The following is a 24,754-nucleotide window of genomic DNA, read 5'->3' as shown; positions in this document are numbered from 1 at the left end:
ACGCGAATATGCATGCCAGCTGGACTTACCGCCTGCGCTTTCTGAAAAAACATCTGCTGATGTTTTTGCTCGCGTTTGGCTGGCTGCTGATCCAGAGCCAGGTCGCGGTGGCGTCTCATGACTGCTCCCTGAGCCCGCGCGGCGAAAGTGCCATGATCCAGCATATGGATATGATGGACACGCCGCAGCATCACCAACTCAGCACTATTTCTCCCCTGTGTGAAAAACACTGCGTGCCGGATCAGGTGCAAAAAGATCCTGCTCAGCCGCAGCTGGTCGCTATTCCGGCGGCCATGACGATCACCTTAAACACGCCGTCGTGCAGCGAAGTCGCGCATTCGGCATGGTCCCTGACCCCTCCCGCAGCAGGGCCGCCGGCAACGATTCGTTTTTGCCGGTTCCGGGAATAACTCACTGTTAATTCGTTGAATTTATTTTTCATTTACGATTAACAGGAGTTTTATCATGCGTTCAATTATTGTTTCTGCGCTTACGGGCGTACTGCTTTCCCTTTCTTCTCTTTCTGTTCAAGCTACCGAGCCGTCCGCTGCGCAGCACTGGCAAGGCCAGGGCGTGGTTCAGGAAATCTCTCCGCCACAAATTATCCTGCAACATCAGGCGATTCCCGAGCTGAACTGGCCCGCAATGACCATGCCCTTTGTGCTGGCGAAAAGCGCGGATACTGCCTCGGTGAAAGTGGGCGATCGCGTCACCTTTACGCTCGAACGAGCGGGTGACGGATTCCAGATTATCTCGCTGACGCCGCTGCACTAAGGGAGCACACCATGAAACCACAAACACTGAGCCTCTGGCTCGGTGGGGTGCTGCTCGGCTTTTTAAGCTCAGCGGTTCAGGCGCAGCCCTGGACGCTCGCGCAAACCCTGACCGAAGCCCAGCGCTATTCCGCCGAACTTTCTGCCAGCCGTAATGAGGCGCAGGCCCTGGATATGATGGCGGATTCTGCCACGCAACTTCCCGATCCTAAGCTCAAATTTGGCATCGAAAACGTGCCAGTTCAGGGAAGTAATGACCAGCGTTTTACCCGCGAAGGGATGACGATGCAGCGCATTGGCATCATGCAAAGCTATGTGAGTGCTGAAAAACGGGAGCGTAAATCGCAGACGTTACAGGCACAAGCGCGCGGGGTGGAGGCGAAATCCGAGACCATTCGCGCCGCGCTTCAGCGTGATACGGCCCAGGCGTGGCTCGATCTGGCTTTATCAACTCAGGCGTTGGATGCAGCTAAAAAACTGGTGAACGAAACGGAACGCCAGCAGGGTGCGCAAAAAGCCAGTGTTGGCACGGGAAGTGCGGCGCCGGATAGTGTGCTATCGCTGCAAATGACCCTGAGCGCGATGCGCGACAAAGTCACCCTGGCGACACGGGATGTTCAGCTGGCGCAAAGCCGTCTGTTCCAGCTCACCGGACAATCCATCACCGAGGTGCAAGGCCCGCTGCCGCGCTATCAGCGCTTGCCCGCCGATGAGAAAACGCTGGAGGAGGCGATTGTCCGCCACCCGGAAGTAGAAGCCGCACAGCGAGAATCGGAAACGGCGAAAGCGCGATCGGCACAGTCAGCGGTCGCAGCCATTCCCGACGTCGATGTGGAAGTGTTCTATTCCCATCGCGCTGAAGGGTATGACGATATGGCCGGGGTGATGTTTACCGTGGATCTGCCGTTATTCCAGTCGCGCAGGCAGGACAAAGATTACGCCGCCGACGTGTCGCGCTCGATGCAGGCGGTGGATCAACTGACGTTGATTCAGCGCGAGCATGTCGCGCAAGTGCAGTCGCTGGTGGCGCAATACCAGGCCGCCCAGACTCTGTGGCAGCGCCAGCGCGATGACATCTTGCCGCTCCAGCATAAACGGCTGGACGTGCTCGCCGCACAGTACCGAGCCGGGCAGTCGGAGCTTCCGGCGCTTCTTGAGGCGCGTCGCAGCGTGCTCGACACCGAACTGGCAGCAAACCAGGCCGAGCGCGAAATGGCGCGGACCTGGGCGGCCATTCAATGGCTTTCCCCGCAGGAAATCACACAATGAAAACACTCGCCCTTAGCGCGATCGCGCTGGCCGTGCTGTTGGCGGCAGGCGGCGGCTATTATTTTGGCCAGCATCAGAATCATGTTGCTTCCGACGCAGCTAAACCCGCCGAACGCAAAGTGCTCTACTGGTACGACCCCATGATGCCTGGCCAGCGTTTTGATAAACCGGGCAAATCCCCCTTTATGGATATGGAGCTGGTTCCGCGCTACGCCGATGAGGAAAAAGCGGCGGCAGGCGTGGCGATTAGCACGCAGCAGCAGCAAAACCTCGGGATGAAAACAGCCCGCGTTGAGAAGCGGCAGCTCGCGCAATCTTTTTCCTCTTATGCGACGGTATCGATTAATGAACGCAGTCTGACCAGCTATCCGGCGCCTGCCGCAGGAGTGATCGCCAAACTGTACGTTCGCGCTCAGCAGCAGCAGGTCAAAGCCGGTGAGCCGCTGGCAGAGATTTGGGTTCCGCAATGGACAACCGCGCAGCAGGAATATCTGGCCGTGCGTCAGTTGGGTGACGCGACACTTACCCGCGCGGCGCGCGAGCGACTGGCGTTGCAATTTATGCCGGAAGAGATCATTCGCGGCGTCGAGCGTAGCGGCAAACCGCAAACCCGACTGACGCTGCGAGCCGAACGCGCTGGATATGTCGTTAAACTGGAGGCCAGGGAAGGGGCGCAAGTGGCGGCCACTGCGCCGCTGTTTGACATCGCCGCGCTGGATACGGTTTGGCTGGTGGTGGATTATCCGCAAACGCAGGCGCAATCGCTTATCGCAGGCAGTGACATGATCGCCACTTCCGAAAGCTGGCCGGGGATACGTTTTCACGGAAAAGTCAGCGAACTGTTACCGCAGATGGAAACCACCACGCGTACGCTCCAGGCGCGCATCGTGCTGGACAACCCGGATAACAAACTGAAGCCAGGTATGTTCCTGAATGTGTCTCGTGCAGAACAAACACATGGAGCGGCAGTGCTCGCCGTTCCGGAAGAGGCGGTTATCAATAGCGGCGAATCTCAGCGGGTACTGCTGGCAACGGGCGACGGCTATTTCCGTCCGGTTAACGTGACGACGGGGGCCACCGCCGGGGGCTGGACTGAAATCACCACGGGCGTGAAAGAGGGCGATAACGTTGTCACCTCAGGGCAATTCCTGATCGACTCAGAAGCCAGCCTGCGTAGTGCGCTGCCGGAGGTGACGCAATGATTGCCGCTGTGATTCGTGCTTCGCTGCGTAACCGGCTGTTAGTCATTCTCGCAGCAGTGATTATGGCAGGCTGGGGCTGGTGGGCAATGCAACGAGCACCTCTGGATGCGCTGCCTGATTTGTCTGACGTGCAGGTGATCGTCAAAGCCAGTTATCCCGGTAAAGCACCGCAGGTGATTGAAGATCAGGTCACGTGGCCGCTGACCACCTCGATGCTCTCTGTGCCAGGCGCAAAAACCGTGCGCGGCTTTTCAATGTTTGGCGATGCGTATGTCTATGTGCTGTTTGAAGATGGTACCGACTTGTACTGGGCGCGTTCCAGAGTGCTGGAGTATTTAAGCCAGGTTCAGTCGCAATTACCGACTGGGGTGAAAGTCTCGCTGGGACCGGACGCCACAGGCGTGGGCTGGATTTATGAATATGCATTGATCGACAAAACAGGCAAGCACAGCCTGGCGGATTTACGGGCGCTTCAGGACTGGACGTTAAAGTTTGAACTGAAGACCGTGCCAAACGTCTCGGAGGTCGCCAGCATTGGCGGAATGGTGCGCCAGTATCAGATTGTGGTATCGCCTGAGAAAATGCGCGCCCTGAATATCACGCATGGACAGGTCGTGAGTGCGGTTCAGGCGGCCAATAAAGAGAGTGGCGGCGCCTTGCTGGAGATGGGCGAGGCAGAATACATGGTGCGCACCACTGGCTATTTACGCGCGCTTGATGATTTTCGCAACGTGGTGCTCACCTCGCGCGACGGTAAACCGGTGTTGCTAAGTGATGTCGCCACGGTGAACTACGGTCCCGAAATTCGTCGCGGCGTGGCTGAACTGAACGGCGAAGGTGAAGTGGCCGGCGGCGTGGTAGTGATGCGCTACGGGCAGAACGCGCTGGAAACCATTCATGCAGTGAAAGACAAACTCCAGGCGCTGCAAAAAACGCTGCCGGAAGGGGTAGAAATTGTTCCGGTGTACGATCGCTCAACGCTGATTGAAGATTCGGTCAAAACCCTCACCCACAAGCTGCTGGAAGAGTTTGCAGTGGTGGTGCTGGTGTGTGCGTTATTCCTCTTCCATTTCCGCTCGGCGCTGGTGGCGATCGTCTCGCTGCCGCTGGGGATTTTGGGCGCGTTTGTGGTGATGCACTATCAGGGTATCAACGCGAATATCATGTCGCTCGGCGGGATTGCGATTGCTATCGGGGCGATGGTGGACGCTGCGATTGTAATGATTGAAAACATGCACAAAGTGCTAGAGCAGTGGAGGCATGAGCATCCGGGTCAAGAGCCGTCGTCAGGCGACTACTGGCACCTGGCTGAGCGCGCGGCGGTCGAAGTGGGTCCGGCTCTCTTTTGCAGTTTGCTGATCATAACGCTGTCGTTTATTCCGGTCTTCTCCCTCGAAGCGCAGGAAGGGCGGATGTTCTCGCCGCTGGCTTTCACCAAAACCTGGTCGATGGCGATGGCCGCAGGGCTCGGGATTACGTTGATTCCGGTGCTGATGGGCTATTTCATTCGCGGCAAAATCCCGGATGAGAAAGCGAACCCTATCAACCGTTTTTTGATTCGACTGTATGAACCGCTGCTGGATAAAGTGCTGACGTTCCCAAAAACCACGCTGGCACTGGCACTGGCGCTTTTACTGGTGACATTGTGGCCGCTCAGCCGGTTGGGCAGCGAATTTATGCCGCCGCTGGACGAGGGCGACTTGCTGTATATGCCATCGACGTTGCCGGGGATTTCGGCGCGCGAAGCCAGCCGTCTGCTGCAACAAACCGATCGTCTTATCAAAAGCGTTCCAGAAGTCGCCAGCGTATTTGGCAAAGCAGGACGGGCTGAAACGGCTACCGATCCTGCACCCCTCACGATGGTTGAAACCACCATTCACTTCAAACCACGAGACCAGTGGCGACCGGGCATGACGCCCGAAAAGCTGGTGGATGAGCTGGATAAAACCGTCTCGGTTCCTGGCATTGCCAACGTGTGGGTGCCACCGATTCGCAACCGTCTGGACATGCTGGCAACGGGGATTAAAAGCCCGATTGGCATCAAGGTAAACGGCAACAATATTGGCGATATCGAGCGCGTTGCCGCGCAGATTGAATCGATTGTGAAAGAGGTGCCAGGTGTGACCTCCGCGCTGGCTGAACGGCTGGCTGGCGGGCGCTACGTCGATATTCGTATCGACCGGCAGAAAGCGGCGCGTTATGGCGTTTCTGTCGATGAGCTGCAAAGCATGGTGTCTACGCTTGTGGGCGGTGACAATATTGGCGAGGTAATCCAGGGGCGCGAGCGCTATCCGATTAACGTGCGTTACCCCCGCGACCTGCGAGAAAACGTCGATAAACTGCGGGTGTTGCCGGTGGTAACCGCGAACGGCGGGCAAATTGCGCTGGGCGAGCTGGCGGACATTGTGGTGACAGAGGGGCCGCCAATGTTGAAAAGCGAAAATGCGCGATTGTCGAACTGGATATATGTCGATTTGCGCGGGCGGGATTTGAAATCGGCGGTGGAGGAAATGCAACAAAGAGTTGCCGAAAAGGTCACATTGCCGCAGGGCGTTTCGCTCGCGTGGTCAGGGCAATTTGAATATCTGGAGCGTGCGACGGAAAAACTGAAAGTGGTTCTGCCAGTAACGCTAATGATTATCTTTATATTACTGTGGCTGACGTTTAAACGCGTTTCAGATGTCTTATTAATTATGGGGTCATTACCTTTCGCACTTATTGGCGGCGTCTGGTTACTGTGGCTGCTGGGATATAATCTTTCTGTCGCAGGTGCTGTTGGGTTTATTGCGCTCGCAGGCGTTGCCGCTGAGTTTGGCGTTATTATGGTGCTGTATCTTAATCAGGCGCTGGATAAGTATCCCGGCGGCGGAAACACTCAGTTGATGCGGGCTATCCACGAAGGCGCGGTGCTGCGCGTGCGTCCAAAAGTGATGACAGTGGCGACGATCATGGCGGGGTTGCTGCCTATCATGTGGGGAGGTGGCAGTGGTTCGGAGGTGATGCAACGCATCGCAGCCCCGATGATCGGCGGGATGATAACGGCGCCGTTATTGTCGATGCTGGTTATTCCTGCTTTGTATAAATTGTTACATAAACGTTAAGTTGTGTATGCGCCTCGCCTATATTGAGGCGCATCCTTACCGTTCAGTAGGAATATTCCCATTTTGAAAGTAAATAATTCGGAATAAAACCGATTTTATTAAGTCTTCATTTAATTAAAATTTGTTAAGATCGCCCCGAATACAAAAAATGGTAATCTCATTGTGACGGTAAGAAATAATATTTATTTAGTGTTGTTGTTTATTTTGGGGCAACTGGCGTTGTCGTCTTCGGCAATGGCAGAAGAGAATGCAGCAGGCAAAGGCTGGTTTTCAACGTTCACCGATAACGTGGCGCAAACCTGGAATGAACCAGAGCATTACGACCTCTATGTTCCGGCAATCACTTGGCATGCACGCTTTGCCTACGACAAAGAGAAAACGGACCGTTACAACGAACGCCCGTGGGGTGCCGGTTTCGGTCAATCCCGTTGGGATGAAGAGGGTAACTGGCACGGTCTTTACCTGATGGCGTTTAAAGACTCCTATAACAAATGGGAGCCGATTGGCGGTTACGGTTGGGAGAAAACCTGGCGTCCGCTGGCGGATGATAATTTCCATCTGGGTCTGGGATACACGGCAGGGTTCACGGCGCGTGATAACTGGAAGTACATCCCGATCCCAGTGCTGTTGCCGCTGGCCTCGATTGGCTATGGCCCGGCGACATTCCAGATGACCTACATTCCGGGCACTTACAATAACGGAAACGTTTACTTTGCCTGGATGCGCTTTCAGTTTTAACTGAAAAATGGCGCCTGACTGGCTGAAAAATACACGTTATTTGTGTCAAAAAGAATAAAAAGCCAGCCGATAAAATTAACGCGACTTTTGTCACTTTTTGATAAAGAACCGCTGGACAAAACGCCCCACAATTGTTGTACTGATACCCGACACAGCATTTGTGTCCATTTTTCATGTAAAGGTAATTTTGATGTCTAAGATTAAAGGTAACGTTAAGTGGTTTAATGAGTCCAAAGGATTCGGTTTCATTACTCCGGAAGATGGCAGCAAAGATGTGTTCGTACACTTCTCTGCAATCCAGACTAATGGTTTCAAAACCCTGGCTGAAGGCCAGCGCGTTGAGTTCGAAATCACTAACGGTGCCAAAGGTCCTTCTGCTGCTAACGTAACTGCTCTGTAATTCGAGCCGTTCAGCAAGAACTTCAAAACCCGCTCATTGAGCGGGTTTTTTTTGGCTTTTTTTTCAGCTAAAACAGATAGATTTTCAGGAAGCTGGCGACGATAAGTACACTCAGTAACACCATGCCTGCGCTCATCACTTTATCTTTCATTTGATCACCCCTGGTCGGTTTGTCGACCAGAGTGACAGAGAAAAATTAAGCTAACATTAATGTGCCTGCGCTTAGTGCGCGCTGGCGGCAGAAAATAACCAAAATGCGAGCGCGGTCATTGCAAACGAACCGAGCATATTGACAGCGATGTTGGTCAGCGCCCAGCCAAAACGCCCGTCCTGGAACAGGAATACCACTTCGGCAGAGAAGGTGGAAAACGTTGTTAAGCCGCCGCAAAAACCGGTGGTAATCAGTACCTTCCAGACGGGGTCAATATTGGTCATTCGGTTAAACCATGCCAGCCCCATACCAATAATAAATGCGCCAATCAGGTTGGCGGCAAGCGTTCCGATGGGAATGGCCTGATGCATAGGATTAAAACGCATGCTGAGAAACCATCGTGCAACGCTTCCGGTGCCGCCACCAATAAACACGGCTAAAAGGAGTTGTACCACTTGCAATTCCTGCTGTTTGATTGAGTCAGAATAGAGAGTGTATCGCTAACTGAAGTAAGGGGAAAATATGTATGTTGCGGTCGGGCAGTTTGCGGTAACGCCATTGTGGGAGGAAAATGCCCGTCAGTGCGTCTTATTGATGGCACAAGCGGCGCGTCAGGGTGCGGCGCTGTTGGTACTACCGGAAGCGCTGCTGGCGCGTGATGACCAGGATCCGGACCTCTCCGTGAAGTCAGCACAACCGCTGGACGGTGGTTTTCTGCAGACATTGCTGGAGGAAAGCCAGCGCAACCGACTCACCACCGTATTGACTGTACATATACCGACGACGCAGGGCAGGGCGGCGAATACGCTGGTAGTTATACGCGAAGGGAAAATCATCGGGACATACGCCAAGCTCCATCTTTATGACGCCTTTACTATTCAGGAATCGCGGTTGGTCGATCCTGGAGGCCAGCTCCCGCCGTTGATAGACGTCGAAGGCATTACATTGGGGCTGATGACTTGCTACGATTTGCGCTTTCCCGAGATGGCGCTGAATCTGGCACTGGCGGGCGCTGAAGTGTTAGTTCTGCCTGCTGCGTGGGTTAAGGGACCGCTCAAAGAGCATCATTGGGCGACCTTATTGGCTGCGCGCGCATTGGACACCACCTGCTATGTGGTGGCTGCGGGAGAGTGCGGAAACAAGAATATCGGGCAGAGCCGGGTTATTGATCCCCTCGGCGTGACTATTGCGGCGGCGGCTGAGGCCCCTGCGCTATTGATGGCAGAAATCGACCGCGAGCGCATAGTGCAGGCGCGGCGGCAATTACCAGTGCTGATGAACCGACGGTTTGCGCCACCGCAATTATTGTGATGTTTTTTTCATCAGAGCTTGATTCACCTTGTTACAGATTGCTATTGTGTGCGCGCGTCGAATGTCCGTTAATAACATCAGGTTTTCTGGCGCTGTATGCAGCCTGTTTTAAGTGAAGAAGGTATCTATGGGTGAGATTAGTATTACTAAACTGCTGGTGGTTGCGGCGCTGGTCGTCCTGCTGTTTGGTACCAAGAAGTTACGTACTCTGGGCGGAGACCTGGGTACGGCCATTAAAGGCTTCAAAAAAGCGATGAATGACGACGATTCCTCTGCGAAGAAAACCGCAGATGATGAAGTCCCGGCTGAGAAGCTGTCGCACAAAGAATAATGGCTACATCCTTCCAGAACTCTGGAAAGAAAAAAACCGGCGTAATAGCCGGTTTTTTTATGCCTGAAGTGTAATAAATTATTACTTCACTTCTTCGCCTTTCGCCTGCATGTCGGCATGATAGGAAGAGCGAACGAATGGGCCACAGGCAGCGTGGGTAAAGCCCATCGCCATTGCTTCGGCTTTCATCTCGTCAAACTCATCCGGGCTCACGTAGCGCTGAACCGGCAGGTGATGGCGGCTAGGTTGCAGATACTGGCCCAGGGTCAGCATCGTGACACCATGACGGCGCAAATCGCGCATCACTTCGATGATTTCCGCATTGGTTTCACCCAGACCGACCATCAAACCTGATTTGGTCGGAATGTGTGGATGCGCTTCTTTAAAGCGTTCCAGCAGTTTTAGCGACCAGTTGTAATCTGCGCCAGGGCGAACCTGACGATACACGCGAGGAACGTTTTCCAGGTTGTGGTTAAACACGTCCGGTGGCGTGGCGGTAAGAATGTCCAGTGCGCGATCCATACGACCACGGAAATCAGGCACCAGCGTTTCAATCTTGATGGTCGGGCTTTTCTCGCGGATGGCGCTAATGCAATCAGCAAAGTGCTGAGCACCGCCGTCGCGGAGATCGTCACGGTCAACGGAGGTAATCACCACATAACGCAATGCCATGTCAGCAATGGTCTGAGCCAGTTTCTGCGGTTCATTGGCGTCAGGTGTGACTGGGCGACCGTGTGCCACATCGCAGAACGGGCAGCGACGGGTGCAAATGGCCCCGAGGATCATGAAGGTTGCCGTACCGTGGTTGAAACATTCCGCAAGGTTAGGGCAAGACGCTTCTTCACAGACGGAGTGAAGGCCATTCTTACGCATCGCCGCTTTGATACCCTGAATGCGTGACGAGTCGGCCGGGAGTTTGATTTTCATCCATTCCGGTTTTCTTAACAGCGCTTCGCGCTCCGTAACCACGTTTTTAACCGGGATAAGGGCCATTTTATCGGCGTCGCGGTACTTAACACCGCGTTCCATCACAATGGGTTTACTCATAGCGTGCGTGTTCCAGTTGCGAAATTCGAGGGAAAGCGTTTCAATTCAAGGGAATGTTGTATTTATCAACTATTTTTGAACGAACGACAGGCAGTATATCATTGATAAGGGCGATAAAGCAGCCTGTGAGGTCGCCAAATTGTAAAATAGTTGTTGTTTTGTGCCCTTTGCCCCCTACGGGACGGGGGCTTGCGCTGGGGAGAGACGTCAAAACGCCTGACGGATAATATTGATCACGTTTTCAAGAACCGGGTCACGCAGGCTCAGTTTGTTGTAATGCAGTGAGATTTCGATAGATTCCGCATTGAGGGGCGCATAGGGAATATGCTCCAGCGGCCAGCACTGATTGAGCAGGTTGTAAAGACGAGCAGGCATAACAGAGAGTAAGTCGCTGCTGCCAATCAGGGCGGCAATCGTGAACATATTGTAACTGCTAAAACTGATTTGACGATCCGGGAACAGTTCATTAATCCGCTGGTGAAGCTGATTGAGATTCTGCCCGTCGTTCATGAACAGCGCGTATTCATATTCACGCAGATTTTCCGCCGTTGCCGTCTGGCTCAATGCCGGATGGTTTTTGCGACACACCAGCAGCAGTCCGTCGGCATAGAGCACATTCTGGGCCAACGCACGGGCACCGAAGGCATTGCTGTCGACGATCAGGTCAGTCTGGAATTGCGATAGCTGGGTTTCGGAATCGCTGACAGGAATATTGCGCAGCAGCAGCTGTGGGGCTTCGCGTTTGACTGCCTGGTAGATAGTAGGTAACACCATCGCACCGACGGACGGTGAAGTTCCGATAGTTATTGTGCGCTGTTTGTCGTAGCTACCGGTGAGATCCAGTGCGCCAAGAATAGACTCCAGACCCTGACTAATGTACTCATGCAGGTGCGTGGCATAGGCGGTTGGTGTGACGCCCTGGCCCTTACGAATAAACAGAGGGTCAGGAAATATCGCGCGTAATTTCTGAATAGACTGACTAATTGCTGAGGGTGTGAGATTAAGAATTTTCGCAGCATTTACGATACCCTTATGGACATATACAGCCTCAAAGATTGTCAATAAATTGAGGTCAATATTACGTAAAGTCCTAAAAACTTGCGGCTTGTCCTGACCGCCGGGCTCATTCAGTCGTTTAGCTGGTAAATTATTATAATCCACGCTGTCACTCCGTATTCATTCACAATATGAATGATAGTTGAATTTAATTATTGTGCTTATTGTTATTGGTAAAGATATTTATGGATGTCATTTGTTTAAGAAAATCAAGAATCTGTGTAATTTTCAATCAAATGAAGGCCAATTCGACAGGTGGTATTCACGCACTGAAATTAAAATAGGCAAATAAGTAAACCTGCTCAAGCGCTTCGAAAATATAGAAACAATGGATTATTGTAAAGCGTAAATGCGGTAAATACGCGATGGTCCATCAAATAAATGGACCATGATGTATTATATATTAAGCGGGAATATATTCGTGCGGTGGATTGTTTAGCAGCGCTAAAAGATGACTGACAAGCGAAGGGCGAATAATATCAGGTGTGGCTTTTTCTACCCACTGACGCATTTGGGTCATTTCCATTCCCGCATAACCGCAGGGATTGATGCGCAGGAAAGGCGAAAGATCCATATTGATATTAAGTGCCAGACCGTGGAATGAGCAGCCTTTGCGGATGCGTAGTCCTAGCGAACAAATCTTCATCTCTCCGACATACACCCCTGGCGCATCAGCGCGCGGATGCGCATCAATGCCGTATTCTGCCAGCGTATTGACCACGGTTTGTTCCAGTACGGTGACCAGTTCACGCACCCCGAGTTTTCGGCGTTTCAGATTCAGCAGCACATACATCACCTGCTGACCGGGCCCGTGGTAGGTCACCTGACCGCCTCGGTCGCTTTGAATCACGGGAATATCACCGGGAACCAGAACATGCTCAGCTTTACCCGCTTGCCCCTGAGTGAAGACAGGCAGGTGCTCGACCAGCCAAATTTCGTCAGGAGTGGTGTCATCGCGTGAGTCAGTGAAATCATGCATAGCCTGAGAGACAGGCTCGTAAGGTTGCAGCCCGAGATGGCGGACAAGAATTTTATCCTGATACAAAACGGCAACTCCGGGGGATGTAGCGACAAAAGGTGAGCGGAAGTATATCACAGAGGAAGAGCGGGTTACCCGGCAAAGCGGGTAACCACGAGGGGACTACAGCACCATACGGACGATTTCGATATTGCCGAGTTCTTCATACAGCGTCTCGACCTGCTCAATATGCGTAGCAGTGATGGTGATGGAAACCGAGTGGTAGTTGCCCTTGCTGCTTGGTTTTACCGTCGGAGAGTAGTCACCCGGCGCATGGCGCTGTACCACTTCAACCACCTGGTCAACCAGCTCCGGCAACGCCTGACCCATTACTTTGTAAGTAAACGGGGTAGGGAATTCAAGCAGTTCGTTAAGTTTGGTTTTCATGTCAGCTCCGGCATTACATCAAAAAATAATAACTCCCACGTGCAGGTGGGAGTTATCAGGATACTTAGTATATGGGGATCAAAATCACACTTTCAAGTGTTCAATTTTTAACCAAACCAATGATGGAACATCAATTTAATGTAATCAATGATTTTGCCGAAGAAATTACCTTCTGGAATTTCGTCCAGCACCACCAGCGGACGCTGATCGATGGTTTTACCGTCCAGCTGGAAGTTAATGGTACCCACCACTTGGTTCTTCTGCAGCGGAGCGTGAAGTTCGCTGGTGTTCAGCACGTAGCTGGCTTTCAGATCTTTCATGCGGCCACGAGGAATGGTCAGGTACAGATCTTTATCTACGCCGAGGGATGCGCGGTCGTTGTCGCCAAACCACACCGGCTCTGAAGCAAACTCTTTACCGGCTTTCAGTGGGTTCACGGTTTCGAAGAAACGGAAGCCCCAGGTCAGCAGTTTTTTACTTTCCGTCTCACGACCTTTAAAGGTACGACCGCCCATCACTGCGGAGATCAGACGCATCTGGCCTTCGGTTGCGGAGGCCACCAGGTTGTAGCCTGCTTTATCCGTATGGCCGGTTTTGATGCCGTCCACATTCAGGCTGTTATCCCACAGCAGACCGTTACGGTTGGTCTGGCGGATGCCGTTGAAGGTGAACTCTTTTTCTTTATAGATAGTGTATTCGTTTGGTACGTCGCGGATCAGCGCCTGGCCAATCAGCGCCATATCGCGCGCGGAGCTGTACTGACCGTCTGCATCCAGGCCGTGAACGGTCTGGAAGTGGCTATTCTTCAGGCCCAGCGCGGAAACGTAGCTGTTCATCAGGCCAACAAAGGCGTCCTGGCTACCGGCGGCGAAATCGGCCATTGCCACACAGGCATCGTTACCGGATTGCAGGTTGATACCGCGGATCAGCTGAGAAACAGGCACCTGCATGCCTGGTTTCAGGAACATCAGGGAAGAGCCCTTGAACACCGGGTTGCCGGTGGCCCAGGCATCGTTACCCACGGTGACCAGATCGGTTTCTTTAAATTTACCGGCTTTCATGGCCTGACCGATGACGTAGCTGGTCATCATTTTTGTCAGGCTCGCAGGATCACGGCGCGAGTCAGCGTTCTGTTCTGCCAGCACTTTGCCAGAGTTGTAATCGATCAGGATGTAGGATTCCGCATCAATCTGCGGGACGCCAGGGATCATGGTCTTGATATTCAGGTCATCAGCGTGAGCGGCTGAAAGAGCGGCTGCGCAAAGGGCCGTGGTCAGCGCCATGCGCTGCAGGAATCGAGCGGAGAGAGTGGTCTTCATGGTCAGAACTACGACATCCGTGATGGAATTAAAAAAAGTGCCTTACTATAGCAAATGCTATACAGGCAGGCATCCGACTTTCAGCGCGAGTTTGTGAACGCAAGTTACATAAGCTGACAATTCGGATACCGCCGATTAATTACTTCGCAACAGCGATAAACGATTGTAATTGCGCTTCGCTTTGCAAACGTTGCTGCAACGATGCGGCCTGAGATTTGCTGGCAAACGGCCCCATCTGAATACGCCAGACGGCTCCGTTTTGCTCAACGCGGCCAGGGACACCAAATTTTTGGCTCAGCTGCTGCTGATACTGCTGCGCACGCGCTTGATCGCTCACTGCACCCACCTGAACCACAAAACTGCCGCTGGCAGAACCCGCCGCTGGCGGCGTTACGACAGCAGGAGCGGTTACGGGGGCTGGTTGAGTAACAGGCGTGGCTGCAACGGGGGCTGGCGTCGGTTCGCTACCTTCGAGAACGCCTGAAGCCAGCGGTGTTGCTGCACCCAGGAAACCACTGCTGTTCACCGGTGCGCCGGTGGCGTCGTCGCTTTTCAGGGTATCGTTGCTGATAGCGCGAACGTTATCCGCAGGTGTGGTGTCCTGTGGCATAGAAGTGGCGCTGCCCATCCCGCCGTTTAAATCCGGGCGAGCAGGGAGGGCGTAAGTCTGTTTTGCCACGGTCGTACACGCCGTACCGGGGCCAGACAGCGTACCGTCTTGTGCCACAATAATCGGGTCGATGCGTACTTTGGTGTTGTTTGAGGTATTCAGACGATCGGCCGCAGCACGGGACAGCGAGATCACGCGGTCGTTGCCATATGGCCCACGGTCGTTGATACGCACCACAATCATACGGCCATTGGCCATGTTCGTGACGCGCACATAGCTTGGGATCGGCAACGTCGGATGCGCGGCAGTGATCTGTGCAGGGTCAAACGCTTCACCGGACGCGGTCAGGTTGCTGCCGGGTTCTGCATCATAAATAGCGGCAAAACCGGCCTGGCTGAAACGCGACGGGTCCTGAACGATTTTATAGCTCTTGCCGTCACGTTGATAATCCTGATTCGCCGTGGCGTTCAGCGGTTCATAAATCGGGTCCGCACCGCTGATTTCAACGACCGGACCGTTACATACCGCAGGCTGCGGCGGCGCGATAGTCGCCTGTTGCTGACCATCGTCACTTGAACAAGCTGCAAGTAAACTTGCTGCGATGCAGATTCCCAGCCACTGCTTACGCATGGCGATCCCCTTATTGTTATACGCTTTTGGACAACATTTTTCTGTGGGTGTGGATAGACATTACTATCCCAAACCCGGCCATCAACACGATCAGTGCCGAGCCTCCGTAGCTCACCAGCGGCAGCGGTACGCCCACCACAGGCAGAATCCCACTCACCATACCAATATTTACGAAGACATAAACGAATAAGATAAGCATCAATCCGCCCGCCATGACGCGACCAAAGGTGGTCTGCGCGCGCGCGGCGATCCACAGTCCGCGCATGATAAGCAGCAGGTAAAGTGACAGCAAAATCAAAATGCCGACCAGACCCAGCTCTTCAGCCAGAACCGCAAAGATAAAGTCCGTGTGACGTTCCGGCAGGAACTCCAGCTGTGACTGCGTCCCGTGCAGCCAGCCTTTGCCACGTAATCCACCCGAGCCAATGGCAATTTTAGACTGAATAATATGATAGCCTGCGCCCAGCGGATCGGTTTCCGGATCGAGCAACATCATGACGCGCTGACGTTGATAGTCATGCATCAGGAAGAACCACAGTATCGGTATAAAGGCCGCCACCAGTACCACCGCAATGCCGATTAAGCGCCAGCTTAAACCTGACAGGAACAGCACGAACAGGCCGGACAATGCGACCAGTATGGACGTTCCCAGGTCAGGCTGCGCCGCCACCAGCAGAGTGGGCAGGAAGATCAGCACCAGCGCAATGGCGGTATTTTTCAGTGAGGGTGGACAAACGTCACGGTTGATAAAGCGTGCGACCATCAGTGGAACGGCGATTTTCGCGATTTCCGAGGGCTGAAAACGCACAATGCCAAGGTCCAGCCAGCGCTGTGCGCCTTTTGAAATCGCCCCAAATGCATCCACCGCAACCAGCAAAATGATACAGATGAAGTATAAGTAGGGTGCCCAGCCTTCATAGACGCGAGGCGGGATTTGCGCCATCACCACCATGATCACCAGACCCATCGCGATCTGACCAATCTTGCGTTCCATCATGCCGATATCCTGGCCGCTGGCGCTCCAGATAACGAGAGCACTGTAGGTCAGTAATGCCAGCAGGATCAGCAGCATGGCCGGGTCGATGTGGATTTTGTCCCACAGCGATTTCTGATTTGGATTATCCGTCATGTTTATTGGTCCTCCGCCGCAGCGGCGGCTGGGTTTTCAGCCGGAAGTTCGGTGTTGTTGTCGCCCAGCATAATGTGGTCGAGGATCTGGCGCATAATGGTACCCACCGCCGGGCCTGCGCCGCCATTTTCAAGAATAATCGCTACCGCAACCTGCGGTTTATCATAAGGCGCAAACGCGGTCATAAGTTTATGGTCACGCAGACGCTCGGCAATTTTGTGCGCGTTATAGGTTTCGTTCGCTTTCAGACCGAAGACCTGCGCGGTACCGGATTTCGCCGCGACTTTGTAAGGGGCCCCGGCGAAGTATTTGTGTGCGGTCCCGTTAGGACGGTTGGCCACGCCGTACATGCCGTCTTTGGCTATTTCCCAGAAGCCGGAATGAATATCGCCCACCGGCGCTTCATGTGGCTGTGACCACGGAACCTGCTTGCCATCTTCGACGGTACTCATCAGCAGATGCGGCACTTTCACCACGCCATCGTTAATGAGGATCATCATCGCTTTGTTCATCTGAATTGGCGTTGCGGTCCAGTAGCCCTGGCCGATACCGACCGGGATGGTGTCGCCCTGATACCACGGTTTTTTAAAGCGTTTTAGCTTCCACTCGCGCGTCGGCATGTTTCCTGAACGTTCTTCAGATAAGTCCACGCCAGTGTAATGGCCATAACCAAATTTGCTCATCCATTCCGACAGACGGTCGATCCCCATGTCATAGGCGACCTGGTAGAAGAAGGTATCCGCCGACTCTTCCAGAGATTTGGTGATATTCAGATGACCGTGACCCCATTTTTTCCAGTCGCGATAACGCTTATCTGAACCTGGCAACTGCCACCAGCCGGGGTCAAACAGGCTGGTATTGCGATTGATGACGCCAGCGCTCAGCGCGGAGACGGCGACATAAGGCTTGACGGTAGATGCTGGCGGGTAAACACCCTGGGTGGCACGGTTCACCAGCGGGGTGTTTGGATCGTTCAACAGACCGGAATAATCTTTGCTGGAGATCCCATCGACGAACAAGTTGGGATCGTAGCTTGGCATGGAGACCAGTGCCAGAATTCCGCCGCTGCGAGGGTCGGTGACGACTACCGCAGCGCGACTGCCTGCTAACAGCGTTTCGATATACTGCTGGAGCTTAAGATCCAGCGTCAAATAGACGTCGTGACCGGCTTGAGGCGGCACTTCTTTCAACTGGCGAATCACACGGCCACGGTTGTTAACTTCAACCTCTTCGTAGCCGGTTTGCCCATGCAGAACGTCTTCATAGAAGCGCTCAATGCCAAGTTTACCGATATCATGAGTCGCGGCGTAGTTCGCCAGCTTGCCGTCTTTATCGAGCCTGTCGACATCTTTATCGTTTATTTTGGAAACGTAGCCGATGACGTGCGTCAGCGCGGAGCCGTAAGGATAGAAACGACGCTTATAGCCTTTGACTTCAACGCCGGGGAAGCGGTACTGATTCACCGCAAAGCGGGCGACCTGAACTTCCGTTAAATTGGTTTTTACGGCGATTGAGGTAAAACGGTGTGAACGAGAACGTTCTTTTTTGAAGGCGGCGATATCATCATCAGTGAGATCCACCACGCCTTTCAGCGCATCCAGCGTGTCCTGCACATTATCGACTTTTTCCGGCATCATCTCGATTTGATAGATGGTGCGGTTTAACGCCAGCGGCGTGCCGTTACGATCGTAGATAATCCCGCGGCTTGGCGCGATGGGCACCAGCTTGATTCGGTTTTCGTTGGAACGGGTTTGGTAGTCGGTAAAACGGACGATTTGCAGATTGTAGAGGTTGGCGACGAGCACGCCAGACAGCAGCAAAATCCCGGTAAAAGCGACCAGCGCCCGGCGCACAAACAGCGCGGACTCAGCCGAATAGTCGCGAAAAGAATTCTGTAGTTTCATCCGCTGCTTAATTTGCCCTGGTCAATCATTACTCACGGTGATAAGGGTGGTTGGTAGTAATGCTCCACGCGCGATAAAGACTTTCTGCCACCAGCACCCGAACAAGTGGGTGGGGCATCGTCAGCGCGGAGAGGGACCAACTTTGTTCTGCGGCCGCTTTGCAGGCGGGGGATAACCCTTCCGGACCGCCAATCAACAGGCTAACGTCGCGGCCATCCTGCTTCCAGCGTTCCAGTTCAAGCGCCAGCTGCGGCGTATCCCAGGGTTTTCCTGGGATATCGAGGGTCACAATGCGGTTTTTGCCAGCGGCCGCCAGCATTAACTCACCCTCTTTGTCGAGAATACGTTTGATATCCGCGTTCTTGCCGCGCTTTCCTGCTGGGATTTCCACCAGTTCGAACGGCATGTCTTTAGGAAAACGACGCAGATATTCAGTAAAACCCGTCTGTACCCAGTCCGGCATTTTTGTGCCGACGGCTACCAGTTGCAACTTCACGCATTAACCCCAGAGTTTTTCCAGCTCATACAGACGACGGCTCTCTTCCTGCATGACGTGGACAATCACATCGCCAAGGTCGACAACAACCCAGTCAGCAATGGCCTGGCCTTCTACGCCCAGTGGCATAAGACCTGCCATACGCGATTCCTGAACCACATGGTCAGCAATAGAGGCAACGTGACGCGTGGATGTGCCGGTGCAAATGATCATGCAGTCGGTGATACTGGATTTACCTTGAACGTCGATGGTGATGATGTCCTGACCTTTCAGGTCATCAATTTTGTCGATAACAAAATCCTGGAGTTCTTTACCCTGCAAGTTTTCCCCCTGGTGAGTGAAGTTGAGCAACGATTAAATGGATAGCCTGGCAGTATACCTTAACTGACGGCTGTGTCGGGACAAATGTCACCTGACGGACTTTTTAAGGCGGGTATCATCCCATCCCCGGCCTGACAATGCATCGCCATTTTTGTAAAACAATTTCTGTAAAGCTATGACTGGCAGGAACTCAGGCTGCGGAGGATATCAGCCTGAAAAGGGCTGTCAATGGCAGGGCGGTGAATTACGCGATTTTTCGCGTATCGCCTCATTCATCTGTGCTTTTCTGATACAACCCCTGCTGGCGGATGTAGTTGAGAACGGGCGCGGGCAGAAGGTCGTCGCAGGATAAATCTTGCTGTAGACGTTCACGAATGAGGGTTGCGGAGATATCAAACCACGGCGTCTCGGCCAGGTAAATTTTACCGGCGGGCAGGGTGTGCAGATCTTCCACGTTGTTCGTTAGATGGGTGTCGAGCCACTCCTGGTGCTGCTCTTCCTTCATGGTCAACGGGTAGCCCGGACGGCGGCAGACGATAAGATGACTGTTCTGCAGAATGGTTTCGTATTGATGCCAGGAGGGGAAATTCAGCAGCGAATCCTGGCCGATAATAAATCCCAGCGGTTGTGTTGGGCCACGCTCAGCGCGCCACTCCTGCAATGTTTGCGAAGTATATGACGGCGTATCGCGGCGCAGTTCGCGCTCGTCCAACTGAAACAGCGGCTTATCCACAATAGCCAGTTCCAGCATGTGCTTACGCTGTTCAGAGGTAGCTTCAGGCTGCGGGCGGTGCGGCGGGACGTTATTCGGCATGATAATCACGCGCTGCAGGCCGATCAGGTTCGCCAGTATTTCTACCGGCTTCAGATGGCCGTAATGGACCGGATCGAATGTACCGCCAAACAGCGCCTGTAAAGAGCTCATATCATCCATCAATAAAAACGTCTGCCAGTGCCTTGTGGCACAACAGCAGAGAAAGACTTTCCAGTTCGGCCCACACCGACTGACCGTAATCCTGCTTCAGCGTCAGCTCAGCACGCGTCAGCAGGTGTACCGCCTGGCGAAGTTGTTCAGCGCTAAGACGATTGATCGCTTCAGTGGTCATGGCGCGGCGGTTTTGCCAGACGCGGTGTTTATCGAACAGCGCGCGCAAAGGGGTGTTAGCTGACTGGCGTTTTAACGTATTGAGCAGCAGCAGTTCGCGCTGCAGTGTACGCAGCAAAATGACCGGCTCGCTGCCTTCGAGCCGCAATTGCTGCAGAATATGCAGCGCGCGTTTGCTCTTGGCTGCCAGCAGCGCATCGACCCAGTGGAACGGGGTAAAGTGCGCCGCGTCGTTCACCGCCTGTTCGACACGCGGTAACGTCAGTTTGCCGTCTGGCCAGAGAAGCGACAGGCGATCCAATGCCTGCGCCAGCGCCAGCAGATTACCTTCGTAGCAATAGCACAGCAGCTGATTGGCCGCGTCGTCCAGCTGCAGATTATTTTGTTTTGCGCGCACTGCGACCCACTTTGGCAGCTGTGCCTGTTCAGGCGTCTGGCACGTCACCTGCACGGAGTTCGCCGCGAGCTGGGTAAACCAGGCGGCGTTTTCCTGCGCTTTGGTGAGCTTATTCCCGCGCACAATCAGCAGTAAATCCGGATGCAGAAGACTCACCAGCGTGGCGAGCTGTTCGTTAATGGCCGCATTGGGACCATTTTCCGGCAGCTGAATCAGGATAGTCTGGCGCGAAGCAAACAGGCTCATCGCCTGGCACAGCGAGAAGATCGTCTGCCAGTCGGTGCTGTTGTCTATCTGGAAGGCGTGGTGTTCATCAAAGCCCTGAGTCGCTGCCACCTGGCGCACGGCGTCCTGGCTTTCCTGAAGCAAAAGCGGATCGTTTCCGAGAAGCAGATACGCCGCGCGCAGCCCTTCATTGAGCTGCGCGCGGAGTTGTTCAGGATACAACCGAACCATTAGTTACCCAGGGTTCCGGTCACTTGCGGCGTAGTATCCAGCGGAACAGAGTGTTCCGTGCTGGTCTCTTTCGATGCAACCTGAATGCTTGGCAATTTACGGATCAGCTGTTCTGCAGCCTTGTCGTACATTTCATTGATAATGATCTGCTGCTCGGCATCTTTCGCCAGCGCAGTTTGCGGGTTATCAAAGAATGAACGGTAGACTTTAGTGCTGATCGGATAAATGTCTTTACCCGGTATCAGGACAGCAGCGCTGACCGACATCACCATCTGGTATTCCGCCGTACGACCATCCTGGAAGATGGACGCCGTGTCTTTGCTCAGGGAAGAGGTCAGTACACGGAAGGACGGAACATCCTGACGCAAGGTGCCTTTTTCGATAAGCTCAACGCCATTCAGGCGCAGCTGGTTACGAATAGCGCGGCTCAATGGGCCGTTCGGATCTCCAGAATCGAAGATCATGGTTTTCATCTGAGCAGGCACTGCTGTTGTATTACGCAGGTGCCAGCCACAGCCAGCGGTGACAAGCACCGCCAGAGATAAGAGTAATGTTGCCAGAAGTCGCACGTTTCCTCCCGCGCTTAGCCAACGACCAGATTCAGCAGTTTACCGGGAACGTAGATCACTTTACGCACGGTAACGCCATCAAGATACTTCGCCACCAGATGTTCCTGGCCAGCGCGCTCACGAACCTGTTCTTCCGTAGCATCGACAGCCACGGTAACTTTGCCGCGCACTTTACCGTTAACCTGCACCACCACCAGCATAGTGTTTTCAACCATCGCGGATTCATCCGCAACCGGCCACGGTGCATTATCGATATCGCCTTCGCCTTTCAGCTCCTGCCACAGGGTAAAGCTGGCATGAGGGGTGAACGGGTTCAGCATACGCACGATTGCCAGCAGCGCTTCACGCATTAAGGCACGATCCTGCTCGCCTTCCTGCGGCGCTCGCGCCAGCTTGTTCATCAGTTCCATAATAGCCGCAATTGCGGTATTGAAGGTCTGGCGACGACCAATATCATCGGTCACTTTGGCGATAGTTTTGTGAACATCGCGACGCAGTGCCTGCTGATCTTCGCTCAGCGCAGCCACGTTCAGTGCTGGCGCATCACCCTGAGAGGTATGCTCGTAGACCAGTTTCCAGACGCGTTTCAGGAAGCGGTTTGCGCCTTCTACGCCGGATTCCTGCCATTCCAGAGTCATATCCGCCGGAGACGCAAACATCATGAACAGACGCACGGTATCTGCGCCGTAGCGCTCTACCATCACCTGCGGGTCGATGCCGTTGTTTTTGGACTTCGACATTTTGCTCATGCCGGTATACACCAGCTCATGACCTGCCGCGTCTTTGGCTTTCACGATACGGCCTTTCTCGTCGCGTTCAACGATGGCGTCAACCGGAGACACCCAGTTGCGCTCGCCGTTTTCGCCGAGATAGTAGAACGCATCAGCCAGAACCATCCCCTGACACAGCAGCTGTTTGGCTGGCTCATCAGAGTTCACCAGGCCCGCATCGCGCATCAGTTTGTGGAAGAAGCGGAAGTACAGCAGGTGCATGATCGCGTGTTCGATACCGCCGATGTAGATATCCACTGGCAGCCAGTAGTTAGCGGCTTTGGAATCCAACATGCCTTCCTGATACTGCGGACAAGTGTAGCGCGCGTAATACCAGGACGATTCCATAAAGGTATCGAAGGTGTCGGTTTCACGCAGGGCAGGCTGGCCGTTAACGGTGGTTTTTGTCCACTCAGGATCGGCTTTGATTGGGCTGCTGATACCGTCCATCACCACGTCTTCAGGCAGGATCACCGGAAGCTGATCTTCAGGCGTTGGGATCACGGTGCCGTCTTCCAGGGTCACCATTGGAATTGGCGCGCCCCAGTAACGCTGACGAGAAACACCCCAGTCGCGCAGACGATAGTTCACTTTACGTACACCGACGCCCAGCGCTGCCAGTTTATCGGCGATGGCGTTGAAGCCTTCTTCGAAGCTCAGGCCGCTAAACTCACCGGAGTTGAACAGGGTGCCTTTTTCGGTCAGTGCGTGCTCGGACAAATCGGGTTCAGAACCGTCTGCTGCCAGGATAACCGGCTTGATGTTCAGACCGTATTTGGTCGCAAATTCATAATCGCGCTGGTCGTGGCCCGGAACCGCCATCACTGCGCCGGTACCGTATTCCATCAGAACGAAGTTAGCTGCCCAGACAGGGATCGCTTCACCGGTCAGCGGGTGAATGGCGTTAAAGCCCGTCGCCACGCCGCGTTTTTCCATGGTCGCCATTTCGGCTTCGGCCATTTTGGTATTGCGGCATTCATCGATGAAGGCAGCCAGTTCTGGATTCGTTGCCGCAGCCTGTTGTGCCAGCGGATGACCCGCAGCCACGGCCAGGTAAGTAGAACCCATGAAGGTGTCTGGACGGGTGGTATAAACGGTCAGTTTCTGATCGCTGTTCTGCACGTCGAAGGTTATTTCTACGCCTTCAGAACGGCCAATCCAGTTGCGCTGCATGGTTTTAACGGTATCTGGCCAGTGGTCCAGATTATCCAGGTCGCGCAGCAGTTCGTCAGCGTAAGCGGTGATTTTAATAAACCACTGTGGGATCTCTTTACGCTCAACTTTGGTATCGCAGCGCCAGCAGCAGCCGTCGATAACCTGTTCGTTCGCCAGAACGGTTTGATCGTTAGGGCACCAGTTCACAGAAGATGTTTTCTTGTACACCAGGCCTTTTTTGTACAGCTCGGTGAAGAATTTTTGCTCCCAGCGATAGTATTCCGGGGTGCAGGTCGCCAGCTCGCGGCTCCAGTCATAACCGAAGCCCAGCATTTTGAGCTGGTTTTTCATGTAGGCGATGTTGTCGTACGTCCACGGCGCAGGTGCGGTGTTGTTTTTGACGGCCGCGCCTTCGGCTGGCAGACCAAACGCATCCCAGCCGATAGGCTGCAGAACGTTTTTACCGAGCATACGCTGATAGCGTGCGATCACATCACCGATGGTGTAGTTACGCACGTGGCCCATGTGTAGTCGACCAGAAGGATAGGGAAGCATCGACAGGCAGTAATACTTCTCTTTGCTCTCGTCTTCAGTGACTTCGAAGGTACGCTTCTCGTCCCAGTGTTGCTGGACTTTTGATTCTATCTCTTCCGGGCGGTATTGCTCTTGCATGGCAGCCAGTGGTCCTGTTCTCAATACAGCTACAAACGTAGCCAATGGATGTGGTATTTCAGATCCGCATAGCATAGCCCAAACGCCCGCGTCAAAACAGCCCTTATCTGTCTGCACAGAAGGAGGCGTAAATTGACGTTTTTAGCAGGGGTCATAAATGATCAGGTTTCATATTCCGATAATTGCCTGTGGGTTTCGTCCTCTTTAATGTACTGAAAAGGCAGCAGATGTATTTTTGCCTGGTGGAAAAACCACTCTGCATTGTTGCGCTCAAGGGTATCGCCCGGTTGAAAGCATACGCCTGATGCCTCGCGCACAATGGCATATTTGCCATTGCTGAAGACAACGCTGTGGATGCAGAAAGGGTGGCATGTTTCTCCGAGCCGTCGGCTTTCGACGATATGCCCTTCAATAAACACCGCTTTTTTGGTTTTCAT

The 24,754-nt window shown here is 53.7% G+C and carries 25 protein-coding genes; 9 read left to right on the top strand and 16 right to left on the bottom strand.

Annotated elements, in window-relative coordinates; all coding sequences use genetic code 11:
- The first annotated feature begins 8 nt into the window (after nucleotides 1-8).
- The 7 genes from JBO43_RS11100 to cspE all read left to right on the top strand — a co-directional run bounded on the left by JBO43_RS11100 (nucleotide 9) and on the right by cspE (nucleotide 7,483).
- A complete protein-coding gene (locus JBO43_RS11100) occupies nucleotides 9-410 on the top strand; it encodes a hypothetical protein (protein ID WP_202674303.1) in 402 nt (133 codons plus the stop codon).
- Between the two features lie 55 nt (nucleotides 411-465).
- Nucleotides 466-774, top strand: a complete 309-nt coding sequence (locus JBO43_RS11095) for a copper-binding protein (protein ID WP_202674302.1) — start codon at nucleotides 466-468, stop codon at nucleotides 772-774.
- A gap of 11 nt (nucleotides 775-785) precedes the next feature.
- Nucleotides 786-2,042, top strand: a complete 1,257-nt coding sequence (locus JBO43_RS11090; protein ID WP_202674301.1) for a TolC family protein — start codon at nucleotides 786-788, stop codon at nucleotides 2,040-2,042.
- Nucleotides 2,039-3,244 carry an efflux RND transporter periplasmic adaptor subunit gene (locus JBO43_RS11085; protein ID WP_202674300.1) on the top strand — a complete coding sequence of 402 codons (1,206 nt, stop codon included), beginning with the start codon at nucleotides 2,039-2,041 and terminating at the stop codon, nucleotides 3,242-3,244. The genes JBO43_RS11090 and JBO43_RS11085 overlap by 4 nt, the downstream gene beginning before the upstream one ends.
- Nucleotides 3,241-6,345, top strand: a complete 3,105-nt coding sequence (locus JBO43_RS11080) for an efflux RND transporter permease subunit (RefSeq protein ID WP_202674299.1) — start codon at nucleotides 3,241-3,243, stop codon at nucleotides 6,343-6,345. Before JBO43_RS11085 ends, JBO43_RS11080 begins: the two co-directional genes overlap by 4 nt.
- A 162-nt stretch (nucleotides 6,346-6,507) precedes the next feature.
- Nucleotides 6,508-7,083: a lipid IV(A) palmitoyltransferase PagP gene (gene pagP, locus JBO43_RS11075; protein ID WP_095281207.1), complete on the top strand. Its 576-nt coding sequence runs from the start codon at nucleotides 6,508-6,510 to the stop codon at nucleotides 7,081-7,083.
- Nucleotides 7,084-7,273: 190 nt separating this feature from the next.
- Nucleotides 7,274-7,483, top strand: a complete 210-nt coding sequence (gene cspE, locus JBO43_RS11070) for a transcription antiterminator/RNA stability regulator CspE (RefSeq protein WP_000034826.1) — start codon at nucleotides 7,274-7,276, stop codon at nucleotides 7,481-7,483.
- Between the two features lie 222 nt (nucleotides 7,484-7,705).
- Here the strand turns inward: cspE and crcB are convergent, their stop codons facing one another.
- Nucleotides 7,706-8,089: a fluoride efflux transporter CrcB gene (gene crcB, locus JBO43_RS11065; protein ID WP_095281208.1), complete on the bottom strand. Its 384-nt coding sequence runs from the start codon at nucleotides 8,087-8,089 to the stop codon at nucleotides 7,706-7,708.
- A gap of 67 nt (nucleotides 8,090-8,156) precedes the next feature.
- Here crcB and JBO43_RS11060 point away from each other — a divergent pair, with 67 nt between their 5' ends.
- Nucleotides 8,157-8,945 (top strand): deaminated glutathione amidase, encoded by a 789-nt coding sequence (locus tag JBO43_RS11060; RefSeq protein ID WP_095281209.1) that lies wholly within the window; start codon nucleotides 8,157-8,159, stop codon nucleotides 8,943-8,945.
- Between the two features lie 127 nt (nucleotides 8,946-9,072).
- Nucleotides 9,073-9,276 carry a twin-arginine translocase subunit TatE gene (gene tatE / locus JBO43_RS11055; RefSeq protein ID WP_095281210.1) on the top strand — a complete coding sequence of 68 codons (204 nt, stop codon included), beginning with the start codon at nucleotides 9,073-9,075 and terminating at the stop codon, nucleotides 9,274-9,276.
- Nucleotides 9,277-9,357: 81 nt separating this feature from the next.
- Here the strand turns inward: tatE and lipA are convergent, their stop codons facing one another.
- The 15 genes from lipA to JBO43_RS10980 all read right to left on the bottom strand — a co-directional run bounded on the left by lipA (nucleotide 9,358) and on the right by JBO43_RS10980 (nucleotide 24,754).
- Nucleotides 9,358-10,323 carry a lipoyl synthase gene (gene lipA, locus JBO43_RS11050; protein WP_095281211.1) on the bottom strand — a complete coding sequence of 322 codons (966 nt, stop codon included), beginning with the start codon at nucleotides 10,321-10,323 and terminating at the stop codon, nucleotides 9,358-9,360.
- Nucleotides 10,324-10,530: 207 nt separating this feature from the next.
- Nucleotides 10,531-11,484, bottom strand: a complete 954-nt coding sequence (locus JBO43_RS11045; protein ID WP_095281212.1) for a YbeF family transcriptional regulator — start codon at nucleotides 11,482-11,484, stop codon at nucleotides 10,531-10,533.
- Between the two features lie 298 nt (nucleotides 11,485-11,782).
- Complete coding sequence (gene lipB / locus JBO43_RS11040) at nucleotides 11,783-12,424, bottom strand: lipoyl(octanoyl) transferase LipB (RefSeq protein WP_095281213.1); 642 nt, start codon at nucleotides 12,422-12,424, stop codon at nucleotides 11,783-11,785.
- 96 nt (nucleotides 12,425-12,520) lie between these two features.
- Nucleotides 12,521-12,784, bottom strand: coding sequence for a DUF493 family protein YbeD (ybeD, locus tag JBO43_RS11035; RefSeq protein WP_095281214.1), 264 nt, complete (start codon nucleotides 12,782-12,784; stop codon nucleotides 12,521-12,523).
- A gap of 107 nt (nucleotides 12,785-12,891) precedes the next feature.
- Nucleotides 12,892-14,103: a D-alanyl-D-alanine carboxypeptidase DacA gene (gene dacA / locus JBO43_RS11030; protein ID WP_095281215.1), complete on the bottom strand. Its 1,212-nt coding sequence runs from the start codon at nucleotides 14,101-14,103 to the stop codon at nucleotides 12,892-12,894.
- A 139-nt stretch (nucleotides 14,104-14,242) separates the two neighbouring features.
- A complete protein-coding gene (gene rlpA / locus JBO43_RS11025; RefSeq protein ID WP_103946680.1) occupies nucleotides 14,243-15,343 on the bottom strand; it encodes an endolytic peptidoglycan transglycosylase RlpA in 1,101 nt (366 codons plus the stop codon).
- 16 nt (nucleotides 15,344-15,359) lie between these two features.
- Nucleotides 15,360-16,472, bottom strand: a complete 1,113-nt coding sequence (gene mrdB / locus JBO43_RS11020; protein ID WP_095281217.1) for a peptidoglycan glycosyltransferase MrdB — start codon at nucleotides 16,470-16,472, stop codon at nucleotides 15,360-15,362.
- Nucleotides 16,473-16,474: 2 nt separating this feature from the next.
- Nucleotides 16,475-18,376, bottom strand: a complete 1,902-nt coding sequence (mrdA, locus tag JBO43_RS11015; protein WP_095281218.1) for a peptidoglycan DD-transpeptidase MrdA — start codon at nucleotides 18,374-18,376, stop codon at nucleotides 16,475-16,477.
- Between the two features lie 28 nt (nucleotides 18,377-18,404).
- Nucleotides 18,405-18,872, bottom strand: coding sequence for a 23S rRNA (pseudouridine(1915)-N(3))-methyltransferase RlmH (gene rlmH / locus JBO43_RS11010; RefSeq protein ID WP_095281219.1), 468 nt, complete (start codon nucleotides 18,870-18,872; stop codon nucleotides 18,405-18,407).
- 3 nt (nucleotides 18,873-18,875) lie between these two features.
- Nucleotides 18,876-19,193, bottom strand: a complete 318-nt coding sequence (gene rsfS / locus JBO43_RS11005; protein WP_095281220.1) for a ribosome silencing factor — start codon at nucleotides 19,191-19,193, stop codon at nucleotides 18,876-18,878.
- Between the two features lie 268 nt (nucleotides 19,194-19,461).
- A complete protein-coding gene (gene nadD / locus JBO43_RS11000) occupies nucleotides 19,462-20,127 on the bottom strand; it encodes a nicotinate-nucleotide adenylyltransferase (protein ID WP_202674298.1) in 666 nt (221 codons plus the stop codon).
- Nucleotides 20,120-21,151 (bottom strand): DNA polymerase III subunit delta, encoded by a 1,032-nt coding sequence (gene holA / locus JBO43_RS10995; protein ID WP_103946679.1) that lies wholly within the window; start codon nucleotides 21,149-21,151, stop codon nucleotides 20,120-20,122. Before holA ends, nadD begins: the two co-directional genes overlap by 8 nt.
- The gene (gene lptE / locus JBO43_RS10990; protein ID WP_095281223.1) at nucleotides 21,151-21,720 is read right to left on the bottom strand and encodes an LPS assembly lipoprotein LptE; all 570 of its coding nucleotides are present in this window, start codon (nucleotides 21,718-21,720) and stop codon (nucleotides 21,151-21,153) included. Before lptE ends, holA begins: the two co-directional genes overlap by 1 nt.
- Nucleotides 21,721-21,734: 14 nt before the next feature.
- Nucleotides 21,735-24,317, bottom strand: a complete 2,583-nt coding sequence (gene leuS, locus JBO43_RS10985; RefSeq protein WP_202674297.1) for a leucine--tRNA ligase — start codon at nucleotides 24,315-24,317, stop codon at nucleotides 21,735-21,737.
- 161 nt (nucleotides 24,318-24,478) lie between these two features.
- Nucleotides 24,479-24,754 carry a hypothetical protein gene (locus tag JBO43_RS10980; RefSeq protein ID WP_095281225.1) on the bottom strand — a complete coding sequence of 92 codons (276 nt, stop codon included), beginning with the start codon at nucleotides 24,752-24,754 and terminating at the stop codon, nucleotides 24,479-24,481.

This window comes from Lelliottia jeotgali (assembly GCF_016771845.1).
GTDB lineage: Bacteria > Pseudomonadota > Gammaproteobacteria > Enterobacterales > Enterobacteriaceae > Enterobacter > Enterobacter jeotgali.
This window is presented reverse-complemented; position numbering and strand designations above follow the sequence as displayed.